This window comes from Mesorhizobium sp. M3A.F.Ca.ET.175.01.1.1 (assembly GCF_004791945.1).
Lineage (GTDB): Bacteria > Pseudomonadota > Alphaproteobacteria > Rhizobiales > Rhizobiaceae > Mesorhizobium.
The window spans coordinates 481617-507298 of record NZ_SRTP01000003.1 but is presented as its reverse complement, the minus strand read 5'-3'; the positions used below and the strand labels follow the sequence as shown (position 1 = coordinate 507298).

31 protein-coding genes and 2 tRNA genes are annotated in these 25682 nt (G+C 64.4%); 22 read left to right on the top strand and 11 right to left on the bottom strand.

Annotated elements, in window-relative coordinates; genetic code table 11:
- The first annotated feature begins 67 nt into the window (after positions 1–67).
- From EN818_RS10435 to EN818_RS10415, 5 genes are all read left to right on the top strand, one after another.
- Positions 68–964: a LysR substrate-binding domain-containing protein gene (locus EN818_RS10435; protein WP_095808770.1), complete on the top strand. Its 897-nt coding sequence runs from the start codon at positions 68–70 to the stop codon at positions 962–964.
- Between the two features lie 139 nt (positions 965–1103).
- Positions 1104–2198: an ABC transporter ATP-binding protein gene (locus EN818_RS10430; protein WP_095808769.1), complete on the top strand. Its 1095-nt coding sequence runs from the start codon at positions 1104–1106 to the stop codon at positions 2196–2198.
- A gap of 67 nt (positions 2199–2265) precedes the next feature.
- A complete protein-coding gene (locus EN818_RS10425) occupies positions 2266–3378 on the top strand; it encodes an ABC transporter substrate-binding protein (RefSeq protein ID WP_095808768.1) in 1113 nt (370 codons plus the stop codon).
- Between the two features lie 21 nt (positions 3379–3399).
- Positions 3400–4233 (top strand): ABC transporter permease, encoded by an 834-nt coding sequence (locus tag EN818_RS10420; protein WP_095808767.1) that lies wholly within the window; start codon positions 3400–3402, stop codon positions 4231–4233.
- 4 nt (positions 4234–4237) lie between these two features.
- Positions 4238–5044: an ABC transporter permease gene (locus EN818_RS10415; RefSeq protein ID WP_095808766.1), complete on the top strand. Its 807-nt coding sequence runs from the start codon at positions 4238–4240 to the stop codon at positions 5042–5044.
- Positions 5045–5437: 393 nt separating this feature from the next.
- Here EN818_RS10415 and EN818_RS10410 read toward each other — a convergent pair whose 3' ends face one another.
- Entirely contained in the window at positions 5438–5797 is a 360-nt protein-coding gene (locus EN818_RS10410; protein WP_095808819.1) for a metalloregulator ArsR/SmtB family transcription factor, read from the bottom strand.
- Positions 5798–6320: 523 nt separating this feature from the next.
- Here EN818_RS10410 and EN818_RS10405 point away from each other — a divergent pair.
- Complete coding sequence (locus tag EN818_RS10405; RefSeq protein WP_095808765.1) at positions 6321–6515, top strand: hypothetical protein; 195 nt, start codon at positions 6321–6323, stop codon at positions 6513–6515.
- A gap of 64 nt (positions 6516–6579) precedes the next feature.
- Here EN818_RS10405 and EN818_RS10400 read toward each other — a convergent pair whose 3' ends face one another.
- Entirely contained in the window at positions 6580–6819 is a 240-nt protein-coding gene (locus EN818_RS10400; protein ID WP_095808764.1) for a hypothetical protein, read from the bottom strand.
- Between the two features lie 206 nt (positions 6820–7025).
- Here EN818_RS10400 and EN818_RS10395 point away from each other — a divergent pair, with 206 nt between their 5' ends.
- The 5 genes from EN818_RS10395 (at position 7026) to EN818_RS34290 (ending at position 9441) form a co-directional block, all read left to right on the top strand.
- A complete protein-coding gene (locus EN818_RS10395) occupies positions 7026–7271 on the top strand; it encodes a DUF982 domain-containing protein (protein WP_095808763.1) in 246 nt (81 codons plus the stop codon).
- A gap of 315 nt (positions 7272–7586) precedes the next feature.
- Positions 7587–7829, top strand: coding sequence for a DUF982 domain-containing protein (locus EN818_RS10390; protein ID WP_095808818.1), 243 nt, complete (start codon positions 7587–7589; stop codon positions 7827–7829).
- 479 nt (positions 7830–8308) lie between these two features.
- Positions 8309–8407: a putative RiPP precursor gene (locus tag EN818_RS32630; protein ID WP_189523785.1), complete on the top strand. Its 99-nt coding sequence runs from the start codon at positions 8309–8311 to the stop codon at positions 8405–8407.
- Positions 8408–8446: 39 nt separating this feature from the next.
- Complete coding sequence (locus EN818_RS10385; RefSeq protein WP_095808762.1) at positions 8447–8638, top strand: hypothetical protein; 192 nt, start codon at positions 8447–8449, stop codon at positions 8636–8638.
- A 167-nt stretch (positions 8639–8805) separates the two neighbouring features.
- Positions 8806–9441 (top strand): CatB-related O-acetyltransferase, encoded by a 636-nt coding sequence (locus EN818_RS34290; protein WP_095808761.1) that lies wholly within the window; start codon positions 8806–8808, stop codon positions 9439–9441.
- A gap of 224 nt (positions 9442–9665) precedes the next feature.
- Here EN818_RS34290 and EN818_RS10375 read toward each other — a convergent pair.
- Both EN818_RS10375 and EN818_RS10370 read right to left on the bottom strand, forming a co-directional pair.
- A tRNA-Arg gene (locus EN818_RS10375) sits at positions 9666–9742 on the bottom strand.
- A gap of 52 nt (positions 9743–9794) precedes the next feature.
- Positions 9795–10100, bottom strand: coding sequence for an ETC complex I subunit (locus EN818_RS10370; protein ID WP_095808760.1), 306 nt, complete (start codon positions 10098–10100; stop codon positions 9795–9797).
- 266 nt (positions 10101–10366) lie between these two features.
- Here EN818_RS10370 and EN818_RS34285 point away from each other — a divergent pair, with 266 nt between their 5' ends.
- From EN818_RS34285 to EN818_RS10340, 6 genes are all read left to right on the top strand, one after another.
- The gene (locus EN818_RS34285; RefSeq protein ID WP_135904456.1) at positions 10367–11338 is read left to right on the top strand and encodes an NAD(P)H-dependent oxidoreductase; all 972 of its coding nucleotides are present in this window, start codon (positions 10367–10369) and stop codon (positions 11336–11338) included.
- 129 nt (positions 11339–11467) lie between these two features.
- Positions 11468–12631, top strand: a complete 1164-nt coding sequence (locus tag EN818_RS10360; protein ID WP_095808758.1) for an NAD(P)/FAD-dependent oxidoreductase — start codon at positions 11468–11470, stop codon at positions 12629–12631.
- Positions 12632–12705: 74 nt separating this feature from the next.
- On the top strand, positions 12706–13188 hold the full coding sequence (locus EN818_RS10355) for a pyridoxamine 5'-phosphate oxidase family protein (RefSeq protein WP_095808757.1): 483 nt from the start codon (positions 12706–12708) through the stop codon (positions 13186–13188).
- A 116-nt stretch (positions 13189–13304) separates the two neighbouring features.
- A tRNA-Pro gene (locus EN818_RS10350) sits at positions 13305–13381 on the top strand.
- Between the two features lie 432 nt (positions 13382–13813).
- Positions 13814–14488, top strand: a complete 675-nt coding sequence (locus tag EN818_RS10345) for an outer membrane protein (RefSeq protein ID WP_095808756.1) — start codon at positions 13814–13816, stop codon at positions 14486–14488.
- Between the two features lie 463 nt (positions 14489–14951).
- A complete protein-coding gene (locus tag EN818_RS10340) occupies positions 14952–15218 on the top strand; it encodes a hypothetical protein (RefSeq protein WP_095808755.1) in 267 nt (88 codons plus the stop codon).
- A 37-nt stretch (positions 15219–15255) separates the two neighbouring features.
- On the opposite strand, the gene hdaA is transcribed toward EN818_RS10340, so the two are convergent.
- The 3 genes from hdaA to EN818_RS10325 are packed head-to-tail and all read right to left on the bottom strand — an operon-like array spanning position 15256 to position 17729.
- On the bottom strand, positions 15256–15960 hold the full coding sequence (hdaA, locus tag EN818_RS10335; protein WP_095808754.1) for a DnaA regulatory inactivator HdaA: 705 nt from the start codon (positions 15958–15960) through the stop codon (positions 15256–15258).
- 1 nt (position 15961) lies between these two features.
- Complete coding sequence (locus EN818_RS10330) at positions 15962–17104, bottom strand: AI-2E family transporter (protein WP_348626991.1); 1143 nt, start codon at positions 17102–17104, stop codon at positions 15962–15964.
- Positions 17105–17126: 22 nt separating this feature from the next.
- Positions 17127–17729, bottom strand: a complete 603-nt coding sequence (locus tag EN818_RS10325; protein WP_095808752.1) for a CDP-alcohol phosphatidyltransferase family protein — start codon at positions 17727–17729, stop codon at positions 17127–17129.
- 363 nt (positions 17730–18092) lie between these two features.
- Here EN818_RS10325 and purM point away from each other — a divergent pair, with 363 nt between their 5' ends.
- From purM to EN818_RS10305, 3 genes are all read left to right on the top strand, one after another.
- Entirely contained in the window at positions 18093–19172 is a 1080-nt protein-coding gene (purM, locus tag EN818_RS10315) for a phosphoribosylformylglycinamidine cyclo-ligase (protein WP_095808751.1), read from the top strand.
- Entirely contained in the window at positions 19169–19876 is a 708-nt protein-coding gene (gene purN / locus EN818_RS10310; RefSeq protein WP_095808750.1) for a phosphoribosylglycinamide formyltransferase, read from the top strand. The genes purM and purN overlap by 4 nt, the downstream gene beginning before the upstream one ends.
- A 271-nt stretch (positions 19877–20147) precedes the next feature.
- Positions 20148–20657, top strand: a complete 510-nt coding sequence (locus tag EN818_RS10305) for a histidine phosphatase family protein (protein ID WP_095808749.1) — start codon at positions 20148–20150, stop codon at positions 20655–20657.
- A gap of 225 nt (positions 20658–20882) precedes the next feature.
- Here the strand turns inward: EN818_RS10305 and EN818_RS10300 are convergent, their stop codons facing one another.
- Together EN818_RS10300 and EN818_RS10295 are read right to left on the bottom strand one after the other, a co-directional pair.
- Positions 20883–21086: a DUF680 domain-containing protein gene (locus EN818_RS10300; RefSeq protein WP_095808748.1), complete on the bottom strand. Its 204-nt coding sequence runs from the start codon at positions 21084–21086 to the stop codon at positions 20883–20885.
- Positions 21087–21153: 67 nt separating this feature from the next.
- On the bottom strand, positions 21154–21393 hold the full coding sequence (locus EN818_RS10295) for a DUF680 domain-containing protein (RefSeq protein ID WP_095808747.1): 240 nt from the start codon (positions 21391–21393) through the stop codon (positions 21154–21156).
- 479 nt (positions 21394–21872) lie between these two features.
- On the opposite strand from EN818_RS10295, the gene EN818_RS10290 reads away from it, so the two are divergent.
- A complete protein-coding gene (locus EN818_RS10290) occupies positions 21873–22550 on the top strand; it encodes a response regulator (protein WP_095808817.1) in 678 nt (225 codons plus the stop codon).
- On the top strand, positions 22547–23944 hold the full coding sequence (locus tag EN818_RS10285; RefSeq protein WP_095808746.1) for a sensor histidine kinase: 1398 nt from the start codon (positions 22547–22549) through the stop codon (positions 23942–23944). The genes EN818_RS10290 and EN818_RS10285 overlap by 4 nt, the downstream gene beginning before the upstream one ends.
- Here the strand turns inward: EN818_RS10285 and EN818_RS10280 are convergent.
- Entirely contained in the window at positions 23925–24800 is an 876-nt protein-coding gene (locus EN818_RS10280) for an ABC transporter permease (protein ID WP_095808745.1), read from the bottom strand. The genes EN818_RS10285 and EN818_RS10280 overlap by 20 nt on opposite strands.
- Positions 24801–24814: 14 nt before the next feature.
- Entirely contained in the window at positions 24815–25669 is an 855-nt protein-coding gene (locus EN818_RS10275) for an ABC transporter ATP-binding protein (protein WP_095808744.1), read from the bottom strand.
- Positions 25670–25682: the final 13 nt, after the last annotated feature.

Sequence of the window (25682 nt, the reverse complement as noted above, 5' to 3'; positions counted from 1 at the left end):
GTGAAGCGGCTCGTCAAAAAGTGATATGTTTTCCCGGCTCGTGCAAATTCGGTTCACCTGAGGCCTCTTGCGAATACCTTCCACGCAGGCGCTGCGCGCCCTCGACAGCTTCGCCCGTCATGGCAGCGTGTGGCGCGCCGCCGACGAACTCCACCTCACCCGCAGCGCCGTCTCGCACCAGCTGAGGCTGCTCGAGCGCGAACTCGGCTTCGACCTCCTGGAGCGCATCGGCAAGGGCGTGTCGCTGACCCCGCGCGGCCAACGCTATGCCGCCGATGTGCGCAAGGCGCTCACCGTGCTCGGCGATGCGGTGGCGCAAAATGCCGGCGCCGGCGTCGGCGGCTCCTTCGCGGTCTCCTGCACGCCGGGCTTCGCCTCGCTTTTCCTCTGCACGCATATAGCGGAGTTCCGGCAGATGTATCCGGACGTCGCCCTGCATATACTGACGCCGCGCCGGCTCGACGACGTCAGCAACGCGGAAGCCGACGCCTTCATCGCCTTCGGCGTCGGCAACTGGCCGAACCGCGCGGTGGAGCTGCTCTGCGATATCTCCTTCACGCCGCTCTGCAGCCCGACGCTGCTCAACAAGGTCGGCGGCTTCTCCAAGCCGGCAGATGTCTTGCGCGCCAATCTCCTGCATCTCGGCGACACCGAGGACTGGGCGCGCTGGCTGGCGCTGGCCAAGGTGGAAAATCCCGACCCCGAAGGCGGTATCTTCTTTTCCGACATGAACCTTGTCTTCTCGGCGGCAATTGCGGGTCAAGGCATCGCCTTGGGCGACGAACTGACCAGCCGCGGGGCGCTGAGCGAAGGCCGGCTGGTCAAGCCGTTCGACACCGCGATTCCCTCGCCGCGGTCGTATTATCTGGTTTCCGAGCACGCCAAGGCGGAGCATCCGGTGCTCAACGCGTTCGGAGGGTGGCTGAGGGCCAAGCTGTCGAAGGATGGGGTTGGGGTGTATTGAGGCAGCGCCTTCGAGAGCACCACCTCTCGCCTCGCCCGCTCCCCACCCGTGAATCAAATTTGCCGATCAGGCGAAAACTATTCGGTTGCGGTGAACCGCCGGCGTGCCTACGATTCATCCAACACTGAGGAAAGCCAGGATGCAGCAACCCGGCCGGGCCGCAGAGATCAAGGCGAACGGGATCGGCAAGAGCTTCGGCTCGTTCCGGGCGCTGGACAATCTGACGCTCGATATCGGCCGCGGCGAGTTCCTGACACTGCTTGGGCCCTCCGGCTCCGGCAAGACCACCTTCTTGATGATCCTGGCCGGCTTCGTGCAGCCGAGCGAAGGCAGGCTTTTCAGCGACGGCATCGACATCACCGACCGCCCGGCCGAACAGCGCGCCGCCGGCATGGTTTTCCAGGGCTATGCGCTGTTCCCGCATATGAGCGTCGAGCAGAACATCGCCTTCCCACTCAAGGTGCGCAAGAAGACGGCCGCCGAGATCAAAAGCCGTGTCGGCGAGATGATCGAGCGCGTCGGACTGAAAGGCCATGAGAAGAAGCTGCCGGCGCAGCTTTCCGGCGGCCAGCAGCAGCGCGTGGCGCTGGCGCGCGCGCTGGTGTTCGAGCCGGGCGTGCTGCTCCTCGACGAGCCGTTCTCGGCGCTGGACAAGAGCCTTCGCGGCCAGATGCAGGCGGAGATGAAGCGGCTGCACCAGGAGACCGGCACCACCTTCGTCTTCGTCACCCACGACCAGAGCGAGGCGCTGGCGCTGTCGTCGCGCGTCGCCATCTTCAACCATGGCAAATTGCTGCAGGTGGGCAGGCCGGAGGAGGTCTACGACCGGCCGGCGAACCGCTTCGTCGCCGAGTTCCTGGGCGAGATCAACATGCTGCCGGTGAAGGGCGTCAAACCCGCCGACAACGGCGCCACCGGCCTCTGCGAAGACCGCGCGGTCAGCATGCGCTGCAAGGCCGAGGCGGTGAATGGCGATGCGATCCTCGCCATCCGCCCCGAGCACATGTCGATCGCGCCGGAGGCGGCGGCCGGCCAGAACGGCATTGCCGCGACCGCTGTCGCCTCGACCTATCTCGGTGCCGCGACCAAGCTCGACCTCACGACGCGCCAGGGCGCGAAGGTGACCGTCTCGGTGCCGAACGAGGTGGCGGCGGCCGCGCTCAGCAAAGGCAATTCCGTCTGGCTGACCTGGCCGGCGGAGAAGGGTTTCCTCCTTCCGGACGGAGGACAATGAGCGCCGAAGCGGCCTGAATTCGCCGCACGGTTTCCGGATCAGACCAACGAAAACATGGGGAACTGACATGAACGACACCAAGAAGCAAACCATCCAATCGCTCGCCGAAAGGGCAAAGCGCGGCGAGATTTCGCGCCGGCAGTTCGCGCAGCTTGCGGGCCTCGTGCTTGCCGGCACGCCGATGCTTTTGCGCTCGACCGGCGCTTTCGCCGCGGCGAAGGAACTGGTGCTGGTCAACTGGGGCGGCGACGCCATAACGGCCTACGACGCGGCATATGGCCAGGCCTTCACCAAGGACACCGGCATTCCGGTCAAGATGGACGGCTCAGGCCCGACCGAAGGCGCGATTGCGGCGCAGTTCAAGAGCGGCGCGCCCACCTGGGACCTGGTCGACGTCGACCCGTTCTCGGCCATCACGCTCGGCGGCCAGGGCATGCTCGAGCCGATCGACTATTCGATCGTCGACAAGAAGAAGATGCGCGAAGGCTTCGGCTGGGAGTATGCGGCTTCCACCTACTTCTTCTCCTATGTGATCGCCTACGACTCGCAGAAATTCGGCTCCAACGCGCCGACCGGCATGGCCGACTTCTTCGACGTGAAGAAATTCCCGGGCAAGCGCTCACTCTACAAATGGGGCGTGTCGAGCTGGGAAGCCGCGTTGCTTGCCGACGGCGTCGCGCCGGCCTCGCTCTATCCGCTCGATCTCAAGCGCGCGCACGACAAGATCGCAGCCTTCAAGGAGAACGTCGTCTCCTATTGGGGCGGCGGCGCCGAGAGCCAGAGCGTGCTGCTCAACGGCGAGGCTTCGATGGCGATCGTGTGGTCGACGCGCGCTTCGCTGATCGAACAGGACTCCGGCGGCCAGATCAAGTTCATCTGGGACCAGGGCCTGATCTCGCCCGGCGCGCTCGCCGTGCTGAAGAACAATCCGGGCGGCAAGGAAGCGGCGATGAAGTTCATCGCCAGCACCCAGGACCCGCAGAAGGAATTGGTGATGTTCGACAAGCTCGGCCAAGGCCCGGCCAACCCGGCAACCGACGCGCTGATCCCGGCCGACAAGAAGCGCATCAACCCGGTAGACCCCGAAAACATGAAGAAGCAGATCGTGCTCGACATGGAGTGGTACGCCAAGAATTACGGCGCGGCGCTGGACGAATACACCAAGATCATCTCCGCCTGATCGGGCGAGGATTTCCGGCTGATGAGAGGCACCCTCTCCGACAGGATGGGCGCGGCGCTTTTGATGGCGCCGCTGCTCCTGTTTCTCGTGCTTGCCTATGCCTGGCCGTTCCTCGGTGTGGTGAAGTGGAGTTTCACCCTGCCGAGACCGGGTCTCGGTCAGTATGGCGCGCTGGTCAGCGACCCGCTGGTGCAGTCGGTGTTCGTTCGCACGCTGCGCATCGCCGCGATCGTCACGCTCGTGTCGGTCACCGCGGCCTATGCGATCACGGTGGTGTGGGTGCGCGGCAGCCCGGTGCAGCGCGTGCTCGCCGAATTCTGCATCCTGGTGCCGTTCTGGATCTCAGTGCTGACGCGCGCCTTCGGCTGGGTGGCGCTCCTGTCCAATCGGGGCCTGATCAACACCTGGCTGCAATCGATCGGCTTCATCTCCGAGCCGCTGACCCTGGTGCGCAACGAATTCGGCGTCGTCGTCGGCATGACCCATTTCCTCATTCCCTTCGCCGTGTTCCCGCTGGCCTCGGCCATGCGGAGCCTCGACGAGCGCGTGCTGCTCGCCGCGCGCGGGCTGGGCTCCAGCCGCATGCGCACCTTCTGGACGGTGTTCGTGCCGATGACGCGCTCCGGCATCATCGGCGCGGCGATGATCGTCTTCGTCTTCTCGTTGGGCTTCTTCGTCACCCCGGCCATCCTCGGCGGCGGCCGCAGCGTGATGATCGCCGAGCTCATCTATCTCAGGATTTTCCAGAGCCCCGATTGGGGACTGGGCGCAGCGATCAGCGTCGTGCTGGTGGTGTTCGTCGGCGCGCTGATGGCGCTGCTTTTCCGTTCCGTCAAACCGAAGCAGTTGGTGTAGCGGGATGCCGACCTATCGCCCCGGCCCTGTCTCGCTCGTCCTCGCTTTGCTGGTGGCGCTGTTCCTGCTCCTGCCACTGCTTGCCGTCGTCCCGGTGTCGCTGACGCCGAGCCGCATGCTGACCATGCCCAGCGGGGAACTGTCGCTTCGCCACTACCGCTCGCTGATCGAGGATCCGCGCTGGCTGGATTCCATCCTGTTGTCGATCAGGATCGGCGTCGTCAGCAGCGCGCTCTCCACGGTGCTGGCGCTCACCTTCAGCCTGGGTGTGTGGATGTTCCAGCCGCGCTTCACCGCCGCCCTCGTCGGCTTCGTGCTGTTGCCGATGGTGGTGCCGCCCGTGGTGTCGGCGGTGACGCTCTATTTCCTGCTCACCTCCGTCTCCGGCATCTCCACTTTCTTTGGCTACGACACCTGGCTCGGCGTCGCCATGGCGCATTCGGTGATGACGGTGCCTTTCGCCACGGTGCTGATCCTGGTCTCGCTCAGCCAGCTCGACCGCCGCATCGACCTCGCCGCGCGCGGCCTTGGCGCCAGCGTGTGGGAGCGCGCGACGCGGATAATCATGCCGAACATCAAGTTCGGCATCGTCACCGCCGCCCTGCTTTCCTTCGTGCTGTCCTGGGAAGAGATCGGCGTGACGCTGTTCATCACCTCGGTCAACGCCATCACCCTACCCCGGCTGATGTGGATGGGGCTGCGCGACAACATCGACCCGGCGATCGCCGCGCTATCGGTGATCCTGATCATCGTCACGGTGCTGGTGCTCGCCGTCCGCAGCGTGATCACCCGGCGGCAGACGGCGCCATGAGGCGGCCGCTGCTATCCGTCAAAAGATAGGAGGCCCGCCGCTCCCAGGAGCGGCAGGCCTCGTGAGGCGCCAAAGTGGAAGTTCGGCCCATCACGTGATCCGGGGGTGTGGATCGCGGGGAACTTAGCCAACAGCTGTCGGTCGGGCGATTTACAAATGCGTGAACTTCGATCGACCAAGACGACCGGACGCACACAGGAAGCCCAATCTTATCATGAGCTTACGGGCAGCTGCGCTCGTCTTGGCCGGCGCTCTTCAAACAAACGTGATTGACGAACGCCATTGCACAAGCGGAACAAGCGTGAGCCCGCACCAACTTCGCTGCGCGGTCGGTGCGGCCTGCATTCACGCCAGCGCCGGACGAGGCCGCCCGCCTCGCCTGCGGGTTGCCGATCAGGCGGCCTGCGGGGGCCGCATCCTCTCGACGAGAGCCTGTCGCGCCGGTCCGGCGAGCGGCTTTTCCTTGGCCAGCAAGCCGTCGAGCAGCTTCAGAAGCTCGCACGCCGCCGAAGACTTGCAGGAGTAGTAGACATTCTGGCGGTCGCGGCGGGTGTCGACCAGGCCAAACCTGCGCAGCTTGGCCAGATGCTGGGAGAGCGCGGACTGGCTGAGTTCGACCTTGTCGGCAAGCGTGCCGACCGACAATTCGCCCTCGGCCAGGTAGTTCATGATGAGCAGACGCTTCTCGTTGCCCATCACCGCAAGAAAGGCTGCCGCGCTTTCCGCGTTGTCGGTAAGTTTCTTCGTAACCATCGATTTCCCCATGTTCATGCTCTTCCGAGGCCATGGGGGCAATGGCTTCAGACTTCCAGAGCATTTCATGAGCCGTTTCCGACTGGGATCGGAACCGGCCCTGCTTCTTGTTCGACCAAGATCCCTTCGCAACCCGGTTGCCACCACGTCGGGGTCTTGGCCTCGGACAACTTGCGCCGCAATGTTGCGCGGCGCAAGTTGGCGCAGATTCGGAATAATTCCGCGCTGCTAATGAATATCAGCGGATCGCTCGCTCATCAAGGATATAACGAGGAGCAGCGGAAATCGGGTGCGCAGATGGATGCCGGACCAGCCGTCTCACCAAGCCTTCAGCATGGACGAACCGGCGCTTAAGATACGCAGGATCCTGGGTTGACGCCTTTCGCCGCCAGCGGCAATAGCTCGAATCGCAGAGTTGGCAGGGGCTCCCTCACCAAGGCTGACCCATGATAATATTAGCCGGGAACTATAAAGCGCGTCGCGCGCTGAATCGGTCTCACGCAGGGCTCTCGAGGAGGAAGCCATGTCCATTGAGCGAAACACATTCACGCCCGCCGAGACGGCCATGCTTGGCCGCGTCTTCGAGAGCGGTCGTGTCGAGGGCGAGACCGAGCAGCAGAAAGAGGCGCGCGCCTCCCGCATCATCGCGAACTACATGGCTGGGATTACCGACGAGGCGGAACTCATCGAGCTTTCACGCAGGCCGCTCGGCCGATAATCGACCCGCTGCTGCTTGCGACGCGTCTGCCCGTCGCCGAGCCCCTGTAACATTTCCACTGCTTTCAATTGCCGGCGGCAAGCACCAGCACGGTGGACGTTCCCGGACCTCGTCCGGCATCAGGGCACTGACAGGGCGCAAATGGCCGCGTCGGCTTCGCCAATTCCTTATCCACGGAAATTGCTAGAGACTTGGCCTCGGCCGCCACCACCGGGTTGACCTCCACCCACACGAATTCGGTGACGTAAGCCGACGCAAGGGCGACCTGCACAAAGATTATGGCCAGGAAGGTGCGCTTGATCATAGCGCCGCTAACGCGCCTGAATGCCGACGGGTTCCGCCGTCGCAGGCGTATTTGGCAAATTCCGCTCGCCGGCCGGATGGCGCTGCCGGTCTGGCCGACCCGCCCCGCTCCCCTGACAGCGCATTCACATCCTGTTGAAATGCTGGATGAAACCCGAAAGGCGGTCCCCGCGTTCTAGTGCGTCAAACGCATCAGGGGTTTTCGCAATGGTCCAGGGATGGTTTTCCAAGCCGGTCGAAGTCGCCGTCGGCATCGCAGGCTCGATCCGGCACATTTCCAATGCGCAGCAGGCCGTCGAGTTGCTGACGGGACAGTGGCGCGACGCCGGCAGCGCCCTGCATGGCGCGGCGGTGCGCGCCTGCCGCCGGGCAATGAGCGGCGACGTTCCGGCCGACAACGCCCGCGACGCCTTCGTAAGCGCCGCCCGCGAGGCGCATGTGCTGGTCGAGTGATCCGCCGCACCGCGCATACCGCCAGTTTGCTGGAGACGGTTTGCGCTGCACGAATTCAGGCCAAGCGCTTCAAGCCTTGTCTTGATGGATGGTTTGGCAGCACGCGTTAGCCGAATGGTGGCGATCCGGGCTCCAGTCCCCGCCCTCTCCGGGCGGATCTTTTCTTCTGCCCAGCGCGCTCAAATTCTTCGGAACATTATCTGTCGTGAATGGTTAATGCGCGGATCCGCCTATCGCCCTCGGATCCGCATCCCATCGGGCGCCGCCCGGCGCCGATTGCTTGCTCAAAAGACGACCATAAGAATGGAGAAAGTGATGAACGATGTCTGGTTTTCCGAACCAGTCGTGATCGACTTCCAGCCAAGCGGAAAACGCAAGGTTTCAACCTGTTTCGAGGCCGTCGAGTGTCTCGACCAGCGATGGCCGCGGCGAGCGCGCGACCGCACCTGGCGGGCAGCGAGCCGAGTCTGCCGCGACGCGCTCGATGGGCTGAGAAGCCCGATCGACGCCCGCAAGACGCTGCGCAAGGCGGCAAAGGCCGCCGGCCTGCTCGCCTGACCAACTGCGGGATCATGCCGTGGTGCCGCCCAACCTTGGATAACAGCCAATAGGGTCCTGCCAGCAGGCCGGCGCCGGCGCAAAAACCTCGACACATTGCCGCTGCCGGCAGATCTACTTTCCGTAATCTGCCCGACTGCGGGCTCCATACCAAGCCTAGCCCGTTTCGGCCCCCAGGCCGGAGCGGGCTTGCTTGGTAGTCACCCCCGCATTGGCGATCCGCGACCGACGTATACTGCGAACGCGTCCTCGCTTACGCGCCCGTTGGGGATACATGAAAACGTCGGCCGCTGGGCTCCAGGGCGCCTGAAGGTCCAGGCATTTGCTTTTTCGGCGAGTCGAAGGCCGGTTTTCAACGCAAGGATGGGGCCATGGTAAAGAAGCCGTTACTATCCACAGGGCGCGGCGAGAACGGGAACGCAAGTCCGGCGAGTGCGTTCACTCTGTCGGTCGAAGCCAATCTGTTTCGGAACGGCGGAATGAAGAAGACCTACGAGAAGCCCAGGCTGGTGAAGCGCGAGAAACTCACGGCGCGGACGGCGCAGATCGTCGCCTCCGGGGTCGTCCTGGGCGAATAGCGGGTCGAGGATCCCGGCCGGGGTGTCTGGATGACTGCGATGAGACCTCTGCGCAACCAAGCCGAACCTGATCTTTCGCTGCAAAAGGAGGCGGAGCGCCAGGCGCGCTTCGAGAAGAACGCCAGGCTGAGGGAACTGCGGACCCATGCATCCTGGCTGGTGCTCGATCCGCAGGCGCCATTTCACGACGAGATCGACTGCTCAGTGCTTTTTCGCAGGGACGATCGATAGAGGCATGGGTTCTTCACGACGGCGCCCGCGCGAAATTGCGGTCCCTGGGGATTGCTTCGATTTCAATTGAGAATTGCGGCTAACGAAATTGCGCGCGGCGCGAGCCCGGATTACTTACGCTCCGGCCGGAGCGGCTGCGCCGGCAAAGAGTTGCGGGGGATTATCACATGGCGATGTTCAGAAAATTGCGAACAAGGTTGGGTCTGCGGAAGCCATACCCGGGCCAGTACGTCACTATGGGCCGCAAAACCCACGGCGTTGACTGCACCAATGTTTTCAATGCCACCGCGGAAGCCCCGGTCATCCTTGGAAGCTACACAGCAGTCGCGGCCGGAGCACTTTTCATAGCCGCCGGAGAACACCCGACGTCTTCGGTCTCCACCTTTTTCGTGGATTCCGCCAATATCACAAAAGGTCCTATCACCGTCGGCAACGATGTATGGATAGGATCGCGCGCCATCGTGTTGTCCGGAGTGACGATCGGCGACGGGGCAGTTGTGGGAGCCGGCGCCGTCGTCTCGAAGGATGTGCCGCCCTTTGCGGTGGTTGTTGGCAATCCTGCAAAGATCATCCGGTATCGGTTTGGCCCGGAGGTCATAGACGGCCTGTTGGCCATCCGATGGTGGGACTGGCCCGAAGAGCAAGTAGAGGCGGCGATGACCGACATTCGCGGCCCGGCTGCAGATTTCGTCTCGAAGTATGGGGTGCTCCGCACGCCGACTTCAGAGAGCAACGGCCGGTCAAGCCCTGGCGCTGTTGCCAGTTCACCGGCGTCCGGATCATCGCAGCAGACGGCTGGGTGATCAGGCGCGGACCCGCGGACGAAACAGAACTGGTTGCGTGAGCATCGACCAGGCCTGAGGCATCTTGCCGGCGTCGATATTGCTGGCGGCAACGAACGTGCCGCCACCCGTCGACCTGGAGCAGAGAACCTTGCAGACCATCGACAACCCGTTCGGCACGAGGTTGTCACCCATGTCTTAGGGACAAGCTGTTACCTATGTCTCCGGGTCGGACAATTGAAAACTGGCGATCCCGGCAGGATTCGAACCTGCGACCATCGGCTTAGAAGGCCGGTGCTCTATCCAGCTGAGCTACGGGACCGCTGCCGGCCGGGGCCGGTGATGCTATTGCGCCAGGACGCTCGACGTCAGGGTCAGTGCGTCCAGGGCGTCCTGCGGTCATAGCGGAAATTGTCCGAATAGGAAATCTGCCGGCGCTTCGTCTCCTTCGGCTCCTCGACGCGGAAGGCCAGGCCTTCCCTCTCGGCATAGGCGACCGCCTCTTCCCGGGTGTCGAAGGTGAGCCGCACCTGGCTCAGCATGTCGCCGGACGAGGTGTAGCCCATCAGCGGGTCGATCTTCTTGCGCTGCGCGGGATCGAATTCCAGCACCCAATGACCGGTCTTGGCCTTGCCGGACTGCATCGCGGTTTTGGCTGGGCTGAAAATGCGCGCGGACATGACCACCTCGTTGACGCCCCGAAGCGGGGTATTGCTTCATCGGCGCCGCAACCGAACCCACTGCGGGCCCCAGCGCCAACTCGTCATTACTGTGCAACGGCGCCGGCGGCAAGGCCGCAGGCGAGGCAGCGCGGCTGTCGAGGGCGGAACCTCGCAACGACCGGAACATTAACCGAAGTCAGGCGGTGCTTCAGCCGTAGGGCCGCAACGCGGCCGCTCGTGCCATGAAGCAGCGCCACCCATCGCTCCAGACCGGACAGCCAGCCATGACCAGCACAGCCGAGACCCCCGTCCTGCAGCTTGCCATCCTCGTCGGCAGCCTTCGCGCCCAATCCTATAGCCGCAAGATCGCCAAGGCGCTTGCCGCACGCGCGCCGGACTCGCTCAACTGCCGCTTCATAGAGATCGGCGAACTGCCGCTCTACAACGAGGACCTGGAAGGCGAGACAACGCCCGCGACCTGGCTGAGCTTCCGCGCCGCGATCCGCGACTGCGACGCGGTGCTGTTCGTCACGCCGGAATACAACCGCTCGATTCCGGGCTGCCTGAAGAACGCCCTGGACGTCGGCTCCCGACCACATGGAGAAAGCGTCTTCAAGGGCTTGCCCGCCGGCGTCGTCAGCGTCAGCCCGGGCAAGATCGGGGCGTTCGGGTCCAACCAGGCGCTGAGGCAAACCTTCGTCTTTCTCGACATGCCGGTGATGCAGCAGCCGGAAGCCTATATCGGCAATGTCGCCGAGCTGCTCGACGACAAGGGCGCGGTGAAGAACGGCGAGACCGCCGCGTTCCTGGAAAAATTCATGGGTGCGCTGGAGAACTGGATAAGAGCGGTGCGGCCGGGCGGCTCATCCTTCGACGCCTTCATGAGGCAGCGCGAAAAGATCGCCGAAGACTATGTCAACGGCGATCCGACATCGCTGAAGTCGATCGTCACCCAGAGCGAGCCGGCGACGTTCTTTTCGCCGCGCGGCGACCACCTCGAGGGCGCCGACGCTGTCGCCGGTCGCTATGAGCGCGACGCGGCCAGCTTCCACCGGGGCGGAAGCTCCGATCTGGAAGTGCTGCAAGCCTCCTCCAGCGGCGATCTGGCCTTCTGGACCGGGCTGCAGCATGCGAAGGCACGCATGGGCAAGAACGGCCAGCCGGCCGAGATGACCTTGCGCGTAACCGAGGTCTTCCGGCTGGAGGACGGAGGCTTCAAGCTGGTGCACCGGCACGCCGACCCGGCGCACGGGTGACCTTGTCCGCGACACAATGCCGGAGTTCTGTGCAACCTCGGCCTATTCCCATCGCCCTGCCAGCGGCATATGTCGGATACACGGCCGTGTCATTTGACGGCCATGACGACGATAAAGAACAGAATGAGCATGGAAGCGGAAATCTCGCCGGGCTGGACCGGCGAGCCTGCGATCCTCGACGGTGCGCTCGTGATCGGTGCGGGTGCCGCGGGTCTGGCCGCCGCGCATGCGCTGATCGAGGCCGGCATCGCCACCCAGATCCTGGAGCGCGAGGGTCGGCTGGCCGAATCCTGGCATCGCCGCCACGAGAACCTGCATCTCAACACGCATCGCGATCTGTCGACACTGCCAGGCGTTTCGTTTCCCAAAGGCACGCCCGCCTTTCCGCATCGCAGCGCCGTGATCCGTCTGTTCAACGACTTCGCGACAACGCACCGGCTGCCGATCGCCTTCGGCATAGTCGTCGAGGGCATCGAATTCCTTGGCGACCATTGGCTGGTGAAGACCAACACCGGAGCGCGCGCGGCACGCCACGTGGTGGTCGCGACCGGTCGCGACCGGCATCCCTTCATTCCCAGTTGGAAGGGCATGGAGGATTTTTCAGGCAGGATCATCCATTCCGCCGACTTCGGCCGGGCCAGCGATCATGCCGGAAAGAAGGTTCTGGTGGTCGGCGCCGGCAATTCCGGCTTCGACGCGCTGAACCATCTTTCCACTGTCGAGACCGGCCAGATGTGGCTCGCCGCGCGCAACGGGCCCTCGCTGCTGCCGAAGCGCATCGGCAAGATCGCCGTGCACCGGTTCTCGCCCTTGATGGCAAGGCTGCCGGTCAGGCTGGCGGACGCTGCGATGGCGGCGACGCAGCGCCTGGTCTTCGGCGATCTGCGCGAATACGGCCTGCCCCCTGCCCCGTCGGGCGGCGCCAGCCGGCTCGGCGCCGACTATACGGCGATTGCCGCCGACGACGGCGCGGTCGACGCGATCAAGGCCGGCCGCATCATCGTCGTGCCGCAGGTGCTGGAGTTCCGGGCCGACAGCGTGGTTCTCGACAACGGGCAGGCGATCTCGCCGGACGTCGTGATTGCCGCCACCGGCTATCGAACGGGGCTGGAGACGATGGTGGGCAAGCTCAACGTGCTCGACGCCAAGGGCGTGCCCCTGTTCAATGGCCCACACGGCGACCCGAAGCTGCCGGGACTCTGGTTCACCGGCATGCGGCCGAGCATTCGCGGCTGCTTCGCCAATGCCCGCATCCAGGGCGCGGCGATCGCCAAGGCGGTCGCCAGGGGCTGAGCGCCGCGGCCAGGCGCTGCAAGGAACAGACAGGACTGCCGGTCGTTTGCCTTTCTCTGGCGAAAGGAAAACAGATGCCGACACCCGCTGAACTGGAAGCGAAATTCTGGAAAGCCCTGAAATCCGACATGACGATGATGATCGGCCTTGACGGCTCGAACATCATTCCCCGACCGATGACGGCACAATTGGAGGACGACCGCAACGGCCCGATCTGGTTCTTCACGGCGAAGGACACCGAACTCGTCCTCGGCCTTGCCGGTGGCGACCAGGCAACGGCGACCTTCGTCTCAAAAGGCCATGACCTTTTCGCGACCGTGCAAGGCAGGCTGCGCGTCGACAACAACAGCGTGGTCATCGACCGGCTGTGGAACCGCTATGTCGCAGCGTGGTTCGAAGGCGGAAGGGACGATCCGAAGCTGACATCGCTGCGGTTCGACCCGGATCAGGCCGAGATCTGGCTCGACGCCTCCAGCATGGTATCGGGAATCAAGCTGCTGCTCGGCTACGATCCCAAGCAGGAATACAAGGACAAGGTCGCGAAGGTCGATCTGTAGCCTGCAGGGCGACCTTGCGCGGCAGCGCGAGCGCCGTTTCTGCATGGCGATGGCGAAGGGGGTTTTCCGTTTTTCGGTTGCCTTCTCGGCGCCGGGACCCTATACGCCGCGAGCGTCGGAGTGTAGCGCAGCCTGGTAGCGCACCTGATTTGGGATCAGGGGGTCGCGTGTTCGAATCACGCCACTCCGACCATTCTTCGATCGCGCCTTGCATGGATAGGATTCCAGGATCGGCCTCCCAGACCGACCTGATTCCGTCCCGGGCCGAGAAGAACTTGTTTGTGAGTACCCGACGCAACTGGTCGAATCCGCTGATAGCGCCGCTCCTGCCTTTGGCCTCCCGGGCTGCTCCGGCAATACAAAGAACAGACACTCTTCCAGCCGCTGTGGCTTTTCAGCACCTTCTGAAAGAAATACTTGCGTCTCCCGATTGGCAGCGTTGACAACCGGCGGAGTTCGGCAGAAAGGCTACTCGCGCTCAGGTGGTACGCAGGCCCTTACGGGGGGCATTCATCCTACCTAAGCCTGGACGTCAAACCTGGAAAGGTTTGCGACGGGCGCCTCTCGCTGAAATCGGCGAGCGCCCTTCCAGCAGTGCAGTCTTTGGCAACGAAAGGGCCATCCGTTGAAACAGCTTCTTCTTACAACCGTTCTCGTCCTTGCGACCGGCACCGCCTATGCCGCAGACGCCGTGATCAATGGCGAGGAGGCACCCCTGCCGGTTGCGTCCTCCTTCGATTGGACGGGTGCTTACATCGGCGTGAACGCCGGCGGCGGCTTCGGCAACTTCAAGCATCCGCTCGATAGTGGCGGCGTCACCTCCGATTTTGCTGATATCAGTGCAAGCGGCTTTCTGGGCGGCGTTCAGGCCGGCTACAATTGGCAGTCGGGCCAGATGGTCTATGGCATCGAAGCCGACTTCCAGGCTTCCGATGTCAAAGCGACTTCCAGCATCTTTTTTGGACCCCCGCTTGAGACCAAGGTTGAGTGGTTCGGCACGGTGCGTGCTCGCATCGGCTACACGCCTGTCGATCGCTTCATGGTTTATGGCACCGGCGGCCTGGCCTATGGTAAGGTCAAGACCGAACTCCAATTTGCCGGGATCGACTCGTCCAAGACCAAAGCCGGCTGGACCGTCGGAGGAGGCGCCGAGTACGCCATCAATTCAAACTGGTCGTTGAAGTCCGAATATCTCTACACCGATCTCGGCAAATCGACTGTGTTTTCTCAACCCGGTGTTACCCTCAAGAACGACGTGGCCTTCCATACCGTTCGCATTGGCCTGAATTACAAGTTCTGATTGCTGCAAATTGCAGCATTGCAGCCCCGCTCCGGCGGGGCTTTTTCTTTGTGCCGCCCGTACAAGGTGACAAGTGCATTGATCGAGGACATCGGCGCGAGCCGGCTGATCTCGTCCATTGGCAAAGTCCATTCAGCCCGAACTGCTGTTCCATTACGATGTGAAGTGGAATCGGCAACAATTGCGGTTTCTGCGTGAAGGCTGAGCCACAGGTAAGGTCGGCCGATCTGCCTGGACCGTAAACCCGCCGGGCGAGTCCCCAACAACCTCAAGCCCGGCGAGCCTACAACCCGATCTGGAACGCGACCGGGACCGGGATCAACCGGCGTCTTCCACGCTGCAAGATGGATGCCAGGGAAACGGTCTCGAAATGGGACAGCCACGACGCATCGTCCCGCAACATCGGACCCGCTACACAGTTTGTCTGGAGTTGCTCTAGACTTCCGCAAAAGGGGGACTCTGGATGCCTGTTATCGAGGCGTTGCTGTCGCTGATTGGCCCGGCCTACCTGGCCTATTACGGCTTCACGGTTCCGGTCATGATCGTCTGGGCAATTCTGTGCGCTGCGCTGTGGGTCTGGAACAACCGGCCGAGCAAGAGGCAGGATGGCAGCGTCGCCCGGTCCCGGTCCGTCGGCGTGGTGTTCTTCGTGTTTGTCGCCGCCTGCTACGTGGCGGCGCATACCGGAATTTATCTGCTGGCTCGGCATCTGGCCGGCCTATGGGCGTAAAGAGCGCGCAGTCCCGGGGCCAGCCTTCCTCGATGTTCTAAATATCGAACTCGCCCTGGCCCTCGTCCATGGCGCTGACGGTCTCGGCGGCGAGCGCGCGAGTGATCGGCGTCTTGCGCTCCAGCGCGGCGCGGTCGAGGCGCTCGACGACGCGCATGGCGGTCGCCAGCGAGCGCTCGATGCGCCTGACCAGATATTGCACGACATGCGGCTCGACCTCGACCTGGCGATCGGCGAACAGCTTGGTGATGACGCCGGCCAGAAGCATGTCGTCCGGCTCGTGGATCTCGACTGTCGCCGCCGCCTTCAGCCGCGAGATGAGGTCTGGAAGCGTCACCCGCCAGGCGGCGGGAAAGCGCCGCGCCGTGAGCAGCAGGGTGGAACCGGCGCCGCGCACGGCATTGATCAGATGGAACAGGCCCTGTTCGTCGATCGGGTCCCTGTCGATGTCGTCGATGACCGCCGGCGTGGCGCCAAGACCGGCAATGTGCACGCCGATGCTGCGCGAATCGATGGCGACCGCGTTGGCATGGGCCTGCCAGATCGAGGCGAGATGCGTCTTGCCGGAGCCGGGGGGACCTGCCAGCACCACCACCGGCGCGGGCCAGTCCGGCCAGCGGTCGACCAGCGCCGCGGCCTCAGCATTGGTGCCGGAGACGACGAGTTCGTCGCGCGAGTAGCCCGTGCCGTGGCCAAGGTCGAGCGGCAGCTGTCGCGGCGGATCGTTGCGCTCGCCGGCCATTTCAGCGACGTGGTTGCGAGCGATGGCCGCCGTCACGATCGGCGGGCAAACGCGGCACGGGTTCGGCGACGCGGCCCCTGTAAAGCGGCGATTCGAGGTAGCGGCTGATGGCGAAGCGCACCAGCACCGCGATCGCCGCGGAAGCCGGCACCGCAATCAGCAGCCCAACAAACCCGAACAGCGCGCCGAAGGCGAAGAGCGCGAACATCAGCCAGACCGGATGCAGGCCGACACTCTTTCCGACCAGCCGCGGCTGCAGGATGTTGCCCTCGATGAACTGGCCGACGAAGAACACGCAGGCCACCAGCACCACCATCATCCAGTCCGGCCAGAACTGCACGAAGGCGACGCCGACGGCGAGCACCAGCCCGGTCAGCGAGCCGACATAGGGAATGAAGGAGATGAGCCCGGCGAAGAAGCCGATCAGGATGGCGAAGTTCAACCCGGTGAGCGTCAGCCCGGTGGCATACATGGCGCCGAGCACCAGGCAGAGCGTGCCCTGGCCGCGCACGAAGCCAGCCGTGGCGGTGTTGATGTCGCGGGCGAGCGCCCTGACCGTCTCGACATAGTCGCGCGGCACCCAGCTGTCGACGACGGCGACCATGCGGTCCCAGTCGAGCAGCATGTAGAAGGCGACGACCGGGGTGACGACGAAGAGGCTCACCACCGAGACCAGCGCCACGCCCGAACTCCAGATCGAGGTGAAGACGGCGGTCAGCACGCTGAAGCCGGAGGTGAGCAGCGAGTTCAGCCCGTCGCGCAGGCTGCCGGCGTTGACGCCGAAGCGCTGCTCCAGCCATTTCGGATCGAAACTGGTGATCAGCGACTGCAGGCGGGTGAGATATTCCGGCAGCTTGCGGGCGAAATCGGCCATCTGCGTCGCCAGCACCGGCACCAGGATGACGAAGGCCAGCACGACGACGACGATGAAGGCAATCAGGATCACCACCGTCGCCATCAGCCGCGAAAGGCCGAGCCGCTGCAGCCGGTCGGCCACCGGATCGAGGAAATAAGCCAGCACCATGCCGGCGACGAAGGGCAGCAGGATGCCCGAGAAAACATAGAGAAACAACGCCAGAAGCATGGCCGTGGCCAGCCAGAAGAAGATCTGGCGGCGAAGCGCGGCCGATTGATCATCAGCCACCGCGACCGCCGCGGCTTCACCGTCAGGTGTCCGTATCGGATTTGCCCGTCTTGGGGGCGTTGGTCTTGGGGTCGCTCGACTGGGAGCCTTCGCCATAGCCGCTCATATGCCTTAGCCAGGCCACGAGATAGGCCGCGGCCGAAGCCACGGTCAAGACCCCGGACAGCAATATCAGCACCGGCCGGAGCGGGTCGAGGCGCAGCGAAAAGGCAAGTTCCCCAAGCACCAATGCCGCCAGCACGATCTGCACGGCGGTGTTGGCCTTCGACACATATAGCGGCTTCATCTCGACGGGGTGGCTCATGATGCTGGACAACAGCACGGCGCCGATGATCAGCGCGTCGCGCGAGACCATGATCACCACCAGCCACAGCGGCAACTCGCCGGCAAAGCCCATGACCACGAAGACCGAGACCAGCAGCAGCTTGTCGGCCATCGGGTCGAGATAGGCGCCGAGTTGCGAGGATTGCCTGTAGCGGCGGGCGATGAAGCCGTCGATCCCGTCGGAAACGCCGGCGACGAGGAAGCCGGCGAAGGCCCAGTCCCAGCGCGCCTGCAGCATGGCCAACACCACGGCGGGCACCAGCAGCAGCCGCATGATCGTGATCATGTTGGGTATGGTCACGCGAGGTCCCGTCATGGCTTGTTCTGAAATAGATGAGGGAGATGGGAGGTTGGCGCAAGGGAGGGGGCGACGCAGGTCCGCGCGAGGCGCCCCCCTCTGCCCTGCCGGGCATCTCCCCCTCAAGGGGGGAGATTGACTGTATCGACGCCGGTGTTCTTGTTCCAACCATGGCGGTTGGCGAAAGCGACCGCGACATCTGATCTCCCCCCTTGAGGGGGAGATGGCCGGCAGGCCAGAGGGGGGTGCTGTCCCGCCGACATATCCGCTTTTATCGGGGGCAAAACTCCCCTACCAGCGCGTCATCCTTGCTCCCCGAAACCATTCATGCGAAGAGCCCGCAATGGAAACAGGGACGAGCCAGATATGAGCAAGGGCGATCCGGCCACGCGCAAGAACGGGCTCACCTATGCCGAGGCGGGCGTCGATATCGACGCCGGCAATTTGATGGTCGAGAAGATCAAGCCGCTGGTGCGCGCGACGCGGCGGCCGGGCGCCGACGGCGAGATCGGCGGCTTCGGCGGGCTGTTCGACCTCAAGGCGGCCGGCTTCACCGATCCGGTGCTGGTCGCGGCCAATGACGGCGTCGGCACGAAGCTCAAGATCGCCATCGATGCGGGAAAACACGACACGATCGGCATCGACCTGGTCGCCATGTGCGTGAACGACATCGTCGTGCAAGGCGCGGAGCCGCTGTTCTTCCTCGACTATTTCGCCACCGGCAAGCTCGACCCCGACCAGGGTGCGGCGATCGTCGGCGGCATTGCCGAAGGCTGCCGGCAGGCCGGCTGCGCGCTGATCGGCGGCGAGACGGCCGAGATGCCCGGCATGTATCGCGACAACGACTACGACCTCGCCGGCTTTGCCGTCGGCGCCGCGGAGCGCGGCCAGTTGCTGCCCACCGACGACATTGTCGAAGGCGACGTGCTGCTTGGCCTCGCCTCCTCGGGCCTGCACTCCAACGGCTTTTCGCTGGTGCGCCGCATCGTGGCCGCAAGCGGCCTCGGCTGGAGCGACCCGGCGCCGTTCAATGATGAAGCCAGTCTCGCCGAGGCGCTGCTCGAGCCGACGCGCATCTACGTGAAGTCGATCCTGAAGGCCATCCGCAACACGCATGGCATCAAGGCGCTCGCCCACATCACCGGGGGCGGTTTTCCCGAAAACATTCCGCGCGTTTTGCCGAAGGATTTCTCCGCCGAGCTCGACCTCGAGGCGATCGAGGTGCCGCCGGTGTTCTCGTGGCTGGCCAAGACCGGCGGCGTTGCGCCGGAAGAGATGATGCGCACCTTCAACTGCGGCATCGGCATGATCCTCGCCGTCGCCTCCGGCCAGGCGGCGCAGGTGGCGGCGGTGCTGCAGGAGGCCGGCGAGACGGTGACGCCGATCGGCCGCATCGTACCGCGGCGCGACGCCGGCGTGATCTATCGGGGCTCGATCGCCCTATGAGCAGGAAGCGCACGGTCGTCCTGATCTCGGGGCGCGGTTCCAACATGACGGCGCTGATTGCGGCGGCGAGCGATCCCTCCTATCCCGCCGAGATCGTCGGCGTCATCTCGGACCGCGCGAATGCGGCCGGCCTCGGCGTCGCGCAGGCGCGCGGCATACCGACCAAGGTCATCCAGCGCTCCGACCATGCGAGCAAGGACGCGCATGATGCGGCGATCGATGCCGCGCTCACCGGCTTCGGCGCCGAGATCGTGGCGCTGGCCGGCTATATGCGCATCCTGTCGCGCGGCTTCGTCGAGAAATGGCAAGGCCGCATGCTCAACATCCACCCTGCCCTGCTGCCCGCCTTCAAGGGGCTGGACACGCATGCGCGGGCGCTTCGCGCAGGCGTGCGCATCCATGGCTGCTCGGTGCATTTCGTCACGCCGGAAACGGATGACGGCCCGGTCATCGCCCAGGCCGCCGTCCCGGTGATGGTCGGCGACAATGAGGACACGCTCGCCGCCCGCGTGCTGAAAGCCGAGCATCGGATCTATCCGCTGGCGCTGGGGCTGGTCGCCGAGGGCAAGGCGCGCATGGAAAAGGGCCACACCGTGCTCGCCCATTTCGCCGACGACGCCGACAACGCCACATCGGTAGTGATGGCGCCGGATCCGCTGCGCGAGGAGACCGATCTCGAACAGCTGGCGCGGATCACGCCGTAGGCGCGCAGGCCGGTCTCTCCGATCGACGGGCCGACCCTTGCAGACCAATTATGATCATGCCTGTTGTTGCCCTAAGATACACTTGGCGGCGGCTGCCGATGACAGAATGGACGACGATCTGGGACCATGAATTGGCCGGATTCGGAAGGCGGCCGATCACCTTGTGGACGGAAGGGCTGGCCAGTGGTCCGTTCGCTGTTTTGGACATTGAAGATATCAAGTGCAAAGCCCGTGCCCGATTGGACAGCAATCGGGGTTCTGATCAATGCCCATGAAACAACTCCTGGTGCTGCGCCACGCCAAGTCGAGTTGGGACGATCCCAAGCTCGACGATTTCGACCGGCCACTCGGGCCACGCGGATTGAAGACAGCGCCGCTGATGGGGCGCGAGATGGCGCGGCGCGGCTGGCTGCCGGAGCTTGCGCTGGTGTCGCCGGCCCTGCGCACGCGTGACACCTGGCGGCTGGTCGCGGCTGAATTGCCGAAGCCCGTGCCGGCGGAGTTCGATGAGGAGCTTTACGAGGCTGAGGCGGCCGCCGTACTGGCACGCGTACGGCAGGCCAAGGCGACAAGCCTGATCGTGATCGGCCACAATCCTGGCCTGCAGGAACTCGTGAGGCGGCTGGCCGGCGCGGGGTCGGACGCGGATGTGGTTAAAAAGATCGAAGCAAAGTTTCCGACTGCGGCGCTGGCGCGGTTCACGGTGAAGGGGAATTGGGCGAAGCTCGATTTCGGCGCTGCCCGGCTAACGCATTGCATCAGGCCGAAGGATCTGGGGTAGCCGACGAAGCTGCCAATCTCCCCCTCGTGGGACCTCGTGGGGGAGATCAGTGCCTCATCGCCGTCTCCCTTGATCCCCTTTCGCCGCCGCCGGTTGCCTCGTTACGGCCATCGCCGCCTCGTGATGACCGATTGATCGGCATCGCGCATCAGCCGGGCTGCTGCCCACAAAAACAGAGCGGCGGGACCAGCCCGCCGCTTTGAGGTCTATCGAAGACCGAACCTTTCAATGATTGCCGAACAGGTCGCGATCGGCGCCCTGGGTCACCGGCTTCTGGACATTGGCGTCCGATCTGGTCGAAGCGGTGATCGTGCTGTCGACCGAAGCGGCCGGCGGATTGGCGTTGGCCGAACCGTAGTGGTCGGAGTTGGCAAAGGCGGCACCGGTGGCAACCAGCAGGGCGGCGGCGGTAAGAGCGATCTTGGTCATTTCAGTTGCTCCAGATTTTGGGATTGATGCTTGATTGTTCGAGGGTTGGTTCGGGTCTGAGGCCGGCTTAACGGCCCCAGATGCCCCGGCCGGACTGCGGCTGGTTCTGATCGGGCGAGATCTTGAGATCGCGCTGCTCAAACTTGCGGATCGATCCGGTGATGCCGCGGTCGATGTTGTCACCAGCCCGGGCGGACTGAGTCACGGCCGGCTGGTTGACATTGTCTGAGCCATAGTGGTCGGAACCGGCGAAGGCGCTGCCCGTGGCCACGAGAAGGGCCGCAGCGGTAAGAGCAATCTTGTTCATTTCAGGTACTCCAAATTTTCAAAGTTCTGTCCGTCCAGTGGCGTGCCTTGGGAGGAAATCGCGTCGCTTGGACAAAACCGAAATGGGTCTGCCCTGCTGCTGTTTCCAATCACGAAAACGTGCAAATCGAACCCATCGGTTCGATCTTGAAATATTCGCCAAAAGTACAATTGCCACATTATTTTCTTTTTATATCAATCGCTTACCGAAACGATGCTTGAGCGCGAGCTTCCATCGACCCGGCGGACGTTCACCGGGCCTGCACGATGCGTCAACATAAATTGAACCGAACGGTTCGGTCTTATCGCGCCGCGCACCGGTTGGTCGGCGTAACGGCGCCTGCGGCCTTCATCCCGGTGGTGTTTGCCTTGCCGACGGATCGAGACTATCGATTGTCTTCAACGTCCGTTGGGACCGCCGGCCGCGTGCGCGAAAGGCTTGGCGACGCGGATGGATGCACTGCTGAAAAGCGATGGACCATGCGGCTCTTGCTTGTCGAAGACAATCGCGAACTGGCCGATTGGCTGAGCAAGACGCTGCGCCAGGCGAGCTATGTCGTCGACGTCGTGCATGACGGCGAGGACGTCGAGCATGCGCTGGCGGCCGGCGACCATGCGCTGATCATCCTCGACCTCGCGCTGCCGCGCCTGGGCGGGATGGAGGTACTGAAGCGGTTGCGAGCGCGCGGCAACCCGGTGCCGGTGATCGTTCTCACCGCCAATGCCAGCCTCGACGGGCGGGTCAAGGGCCTCAACGAAGGCGCCGACGATTACCTGGCAAAGCCGTTCCAGATCGAGGAGCTGGAAGCGCGCATCCGCGTGCAATTGCGGCGCTCCAACGACCGGACCGCGCCCGTGATTTCCTGCGGCGATCTCGTCTTCGACACCAACACAAGGCTGTTCTCGCTGGCCGGCGAGACACTGGCGCTCACGCCGCGCGAGCACGCGGTGCTGGAGCAGCTGGTGGTCAAGGCCGGGCGCACTGTGAGCAAGGCGGCGCTGTCGGCGGCGGTCTACGATTTCGACACCGATGCGGACCCCAGCGCCATCGAGATCTACGTTCATCGCCTGCGCAAGAAGCTGGAAGGATCGCGCGTCCAGATCGCCACCCTGCGTGGCCTCGGCTATCTGCTGCGCCATGAAGATCAGGCGCGATGAGGATTAGCAGCCTGCGCCTGCAATTGCTGGCCTGGGTGGTGCTGCCTCTGGCCGCACTGGCGACCGTCAATTTGTGGACCAGCCAGCGCAACGCGCTGGCGACAGCCGACCTGGTCACCGACCGGATGCTGGTCGGGTCGGCGCGCGCGATCGCCGAGCAGGTGACGATGGCCGAGGGCGTGCTCGACGCGACCGTGCCGCCGGCCGCGATCGAGATGTTCGACACCGGCGACCGCGACAGCGTTTACTACCGCGTCGAGACCGCGGGCGGGCGGCTGCTCACGGGTTACCCCGACCTGCCCACGGCATCGGGTGATGCGAGCATCGAGGCGCCCTACCGCGATCAACTGTTGCGCCTCGCAACTTTCAGCCATGCCGTGATCGGCGCCGGACCGGATTCGCCGATCAGGGTCACCGTGGGCGTCACGCTTGCCGGTCATGATGCGATGGCGAAGCGGCTGTGGCTCAGCGCCTTCGCGCAGCAGCTGGCCCTGGTGGCGATCGCCGGCGTCTTCGTGCTGCTCGGCCTGCGCCGCGGGCTGGCGCCGCTGATCCGGCTGCGCGACGCGGTGCGCTCACCCAACCGCAGCGATCTCGACCCGGTCGAAGTGCGTGGTGCGCAAAGCGAGATCAGGCCGCTGATCGAGGCGCTCAATGCTTATATGGAGCGCGTGCGGGCGCAAATGGCGGCGCAGCGCCGCTTCATCGCCAATGCCGCGCACCAGTTGCGCACGCCGCTGGCGTTGCTGTCGACGCAGACGAGCTACGCGCTGCGCGAGACCGCCGCCGACCGGCGCCAGGAGGCGCTGGTGGCCCTGCAGGCAAGCTCCGGCCGGCTGGCGCGGCTTGCCGAGCAGTTGCTCACCCTGTCGCGGGCGGAGCCCGGCAGCCGGCGCCCGCGCGCCGACCGCATCGACCTCACCGAAGCCGCGCGGCAGGTGCTGGAAACGCAGGCGCCGACAGCAATCACCCGCAACATCGATCTCGGCCTCGAGGAAACCGGGCCTGTTGCGGTGATCGGCGACGGCACGATGCTGCGCGAGATGATCGTCAATCTCGTCGACAACGCGCTGCGCTACACACCGGCCGGCGGCAGCGTGACCGTCAAGCTGGCCGTCAGCGACCGCGAGGGTCTGCTGACGGTTACCGACACCGGCCCCGGCATTCCGGCTGAGGAACGGGAGCACGTCTTCGAGCGCTTCTACCGCGTCGCCGGATCAAGCGAGGAAGGCAGCGGGCTCGGCCTGGCAATCGTGCGCGAGGTGGTCGAGCATGCCGGCGGCAGCGTCGCGCTTGGCGATGCCGCCGCCGGAGGGCTGAAGGTCGAGGTGCGGCTGCCGCTGGCAGCGCCGGACGAGACGCCGGGCGGCGCTGTCAAGTCCCCTGCTCGTTGAACGGTGCCGGGCGCCACTTGACGACGTAGTTCTCGAAGCGGGTGATGATGAACTCCACCACCAGCGCCATCACCGCCAGGATGATCATGGCGGCAAAGACGCCATTGGCGTTGAAGGCGCCCTGCGCGGTCGAGATCAGCAGGCCCATGCCCTGCTTGGCGCCAAGGAATTCGCCGACCACGGCGCCGACCAGCGCGAAGCCGAAGCTGACGTGAAGGCTGGCGAGGATCCAGCTCATCGCCGAGGGGATGATGACCGTGGTGGTGATCTGATAGGGCGAGGCGCCGAGGATCTGGGCGTTGGCGATCATCGCCCTGTCGGCTTCGCGCACGCCCTGGAAAGCATTGGCGAAGACGACGAAGAACACCATCACCACGGCGAGCGCCACCTTGGAGGCCATGCCGAGCCCGAGCGCGATGATGAAGACCGAACCGAGCACGACGCGCGGCACGGAATTGGCGATCTTGATGTAGATGGAGAAGACGTCCGCCAGGAGCTTGTTGCGGCCGAGGATGATGCCGGCGGCGATGCCGCCGAGCGCGCCAATGACGAAGCCGAGGAAGGTTTCTTCCAGCGTCACATAGATCTGCAGCCAGAGCGGCCCCTGCGAGGTGCCCTCGGTGACCCATGACCAGATCTGTTCCCAGATGCCCGAGGGGCTGGAGAAGAAGAACGGATCGATGATGTTGTAGTCGGCGCAGAATTCCCAAAGGCCGAGGAAGATTACGAGGATTGCGAGGCGCAGCCCGATGACCAGGGCATGGCGGCGGCGCAGGCGCGCCCTGGCCCGGGCTTCGGCGGCTACGATCGAGGTCGCGCGCATTGCGGCCTGGTCGGTGGCAGAGATGGCGGTCATGACGATTTCTCCTCTCAATGACCGGTTTGCAGGCCGCGGCTCTGGCCGAGCTGCACTTCCTCGCGCAGGTCACTCCAAATCACCTTGGCGATCTCGATGAATTTCGGATCGTAGCGGATGTCGGCCATGACGCGCGGGCGCGGCAGGTCGATGTGGTAGACGCTCTTCACCGTGCCCGGTCCGGCAGTGAGCACATAGACCTTGTCGGCCAGCGCCACCGCTTCCTCGAGGTCGTGAGTGACGAAGACGACGGAGGATTTCTGTTCCGACCACAGGCCGAGCAGCTCGTCCTGCATGGCGGTGCGGGTCTGCATGTCCAGCGCGCTGAACGGCTCGTCCATCAGGAGGATCTTGGGCTGGTTGATGAAGGTCTGCGCCAGCGCCACGCGCTTGCGCATGCCGCCCGAGAGCTGATGCGGATAATGCTTCTCGAAGCGGGCAAGGCCGACGCGGGCGATCCAGTCGCGCGCCCGGTCATAGGCCTCGGCCTTCGGCGTGCCGCGATAGAGCGGGCCGGCGGCGACGTTGTCGATGACGCTGCGCCACGGAAACAGCGCGTCCGCCTGGAAGACGAAGCCGATGTCGCGGCTGATCTCGCTGACTGGATTGCCCATGACGCGGACATTGCCGGTGGTCGGCCGCAACAGGCCGGTGACGAGATTGAGCGTCGTCGACTTGCCGCAGCCGGTCGGCCCGACGACGCAGGCGAACTCGCCGCGCGCCACGGTCATGGTGAAATCGCGGATCGCCGTCATCATGTGGCCGTCCGGCGTTACGAAGCGCAGCGTCACGTCATCGATGGCGATCGCGGCGTCGGCCGGTAGCGCGGCCTGGGACAGTTTCTGGACCGCCACGGTTTGCGGTTGCATGGCACACTCCTGT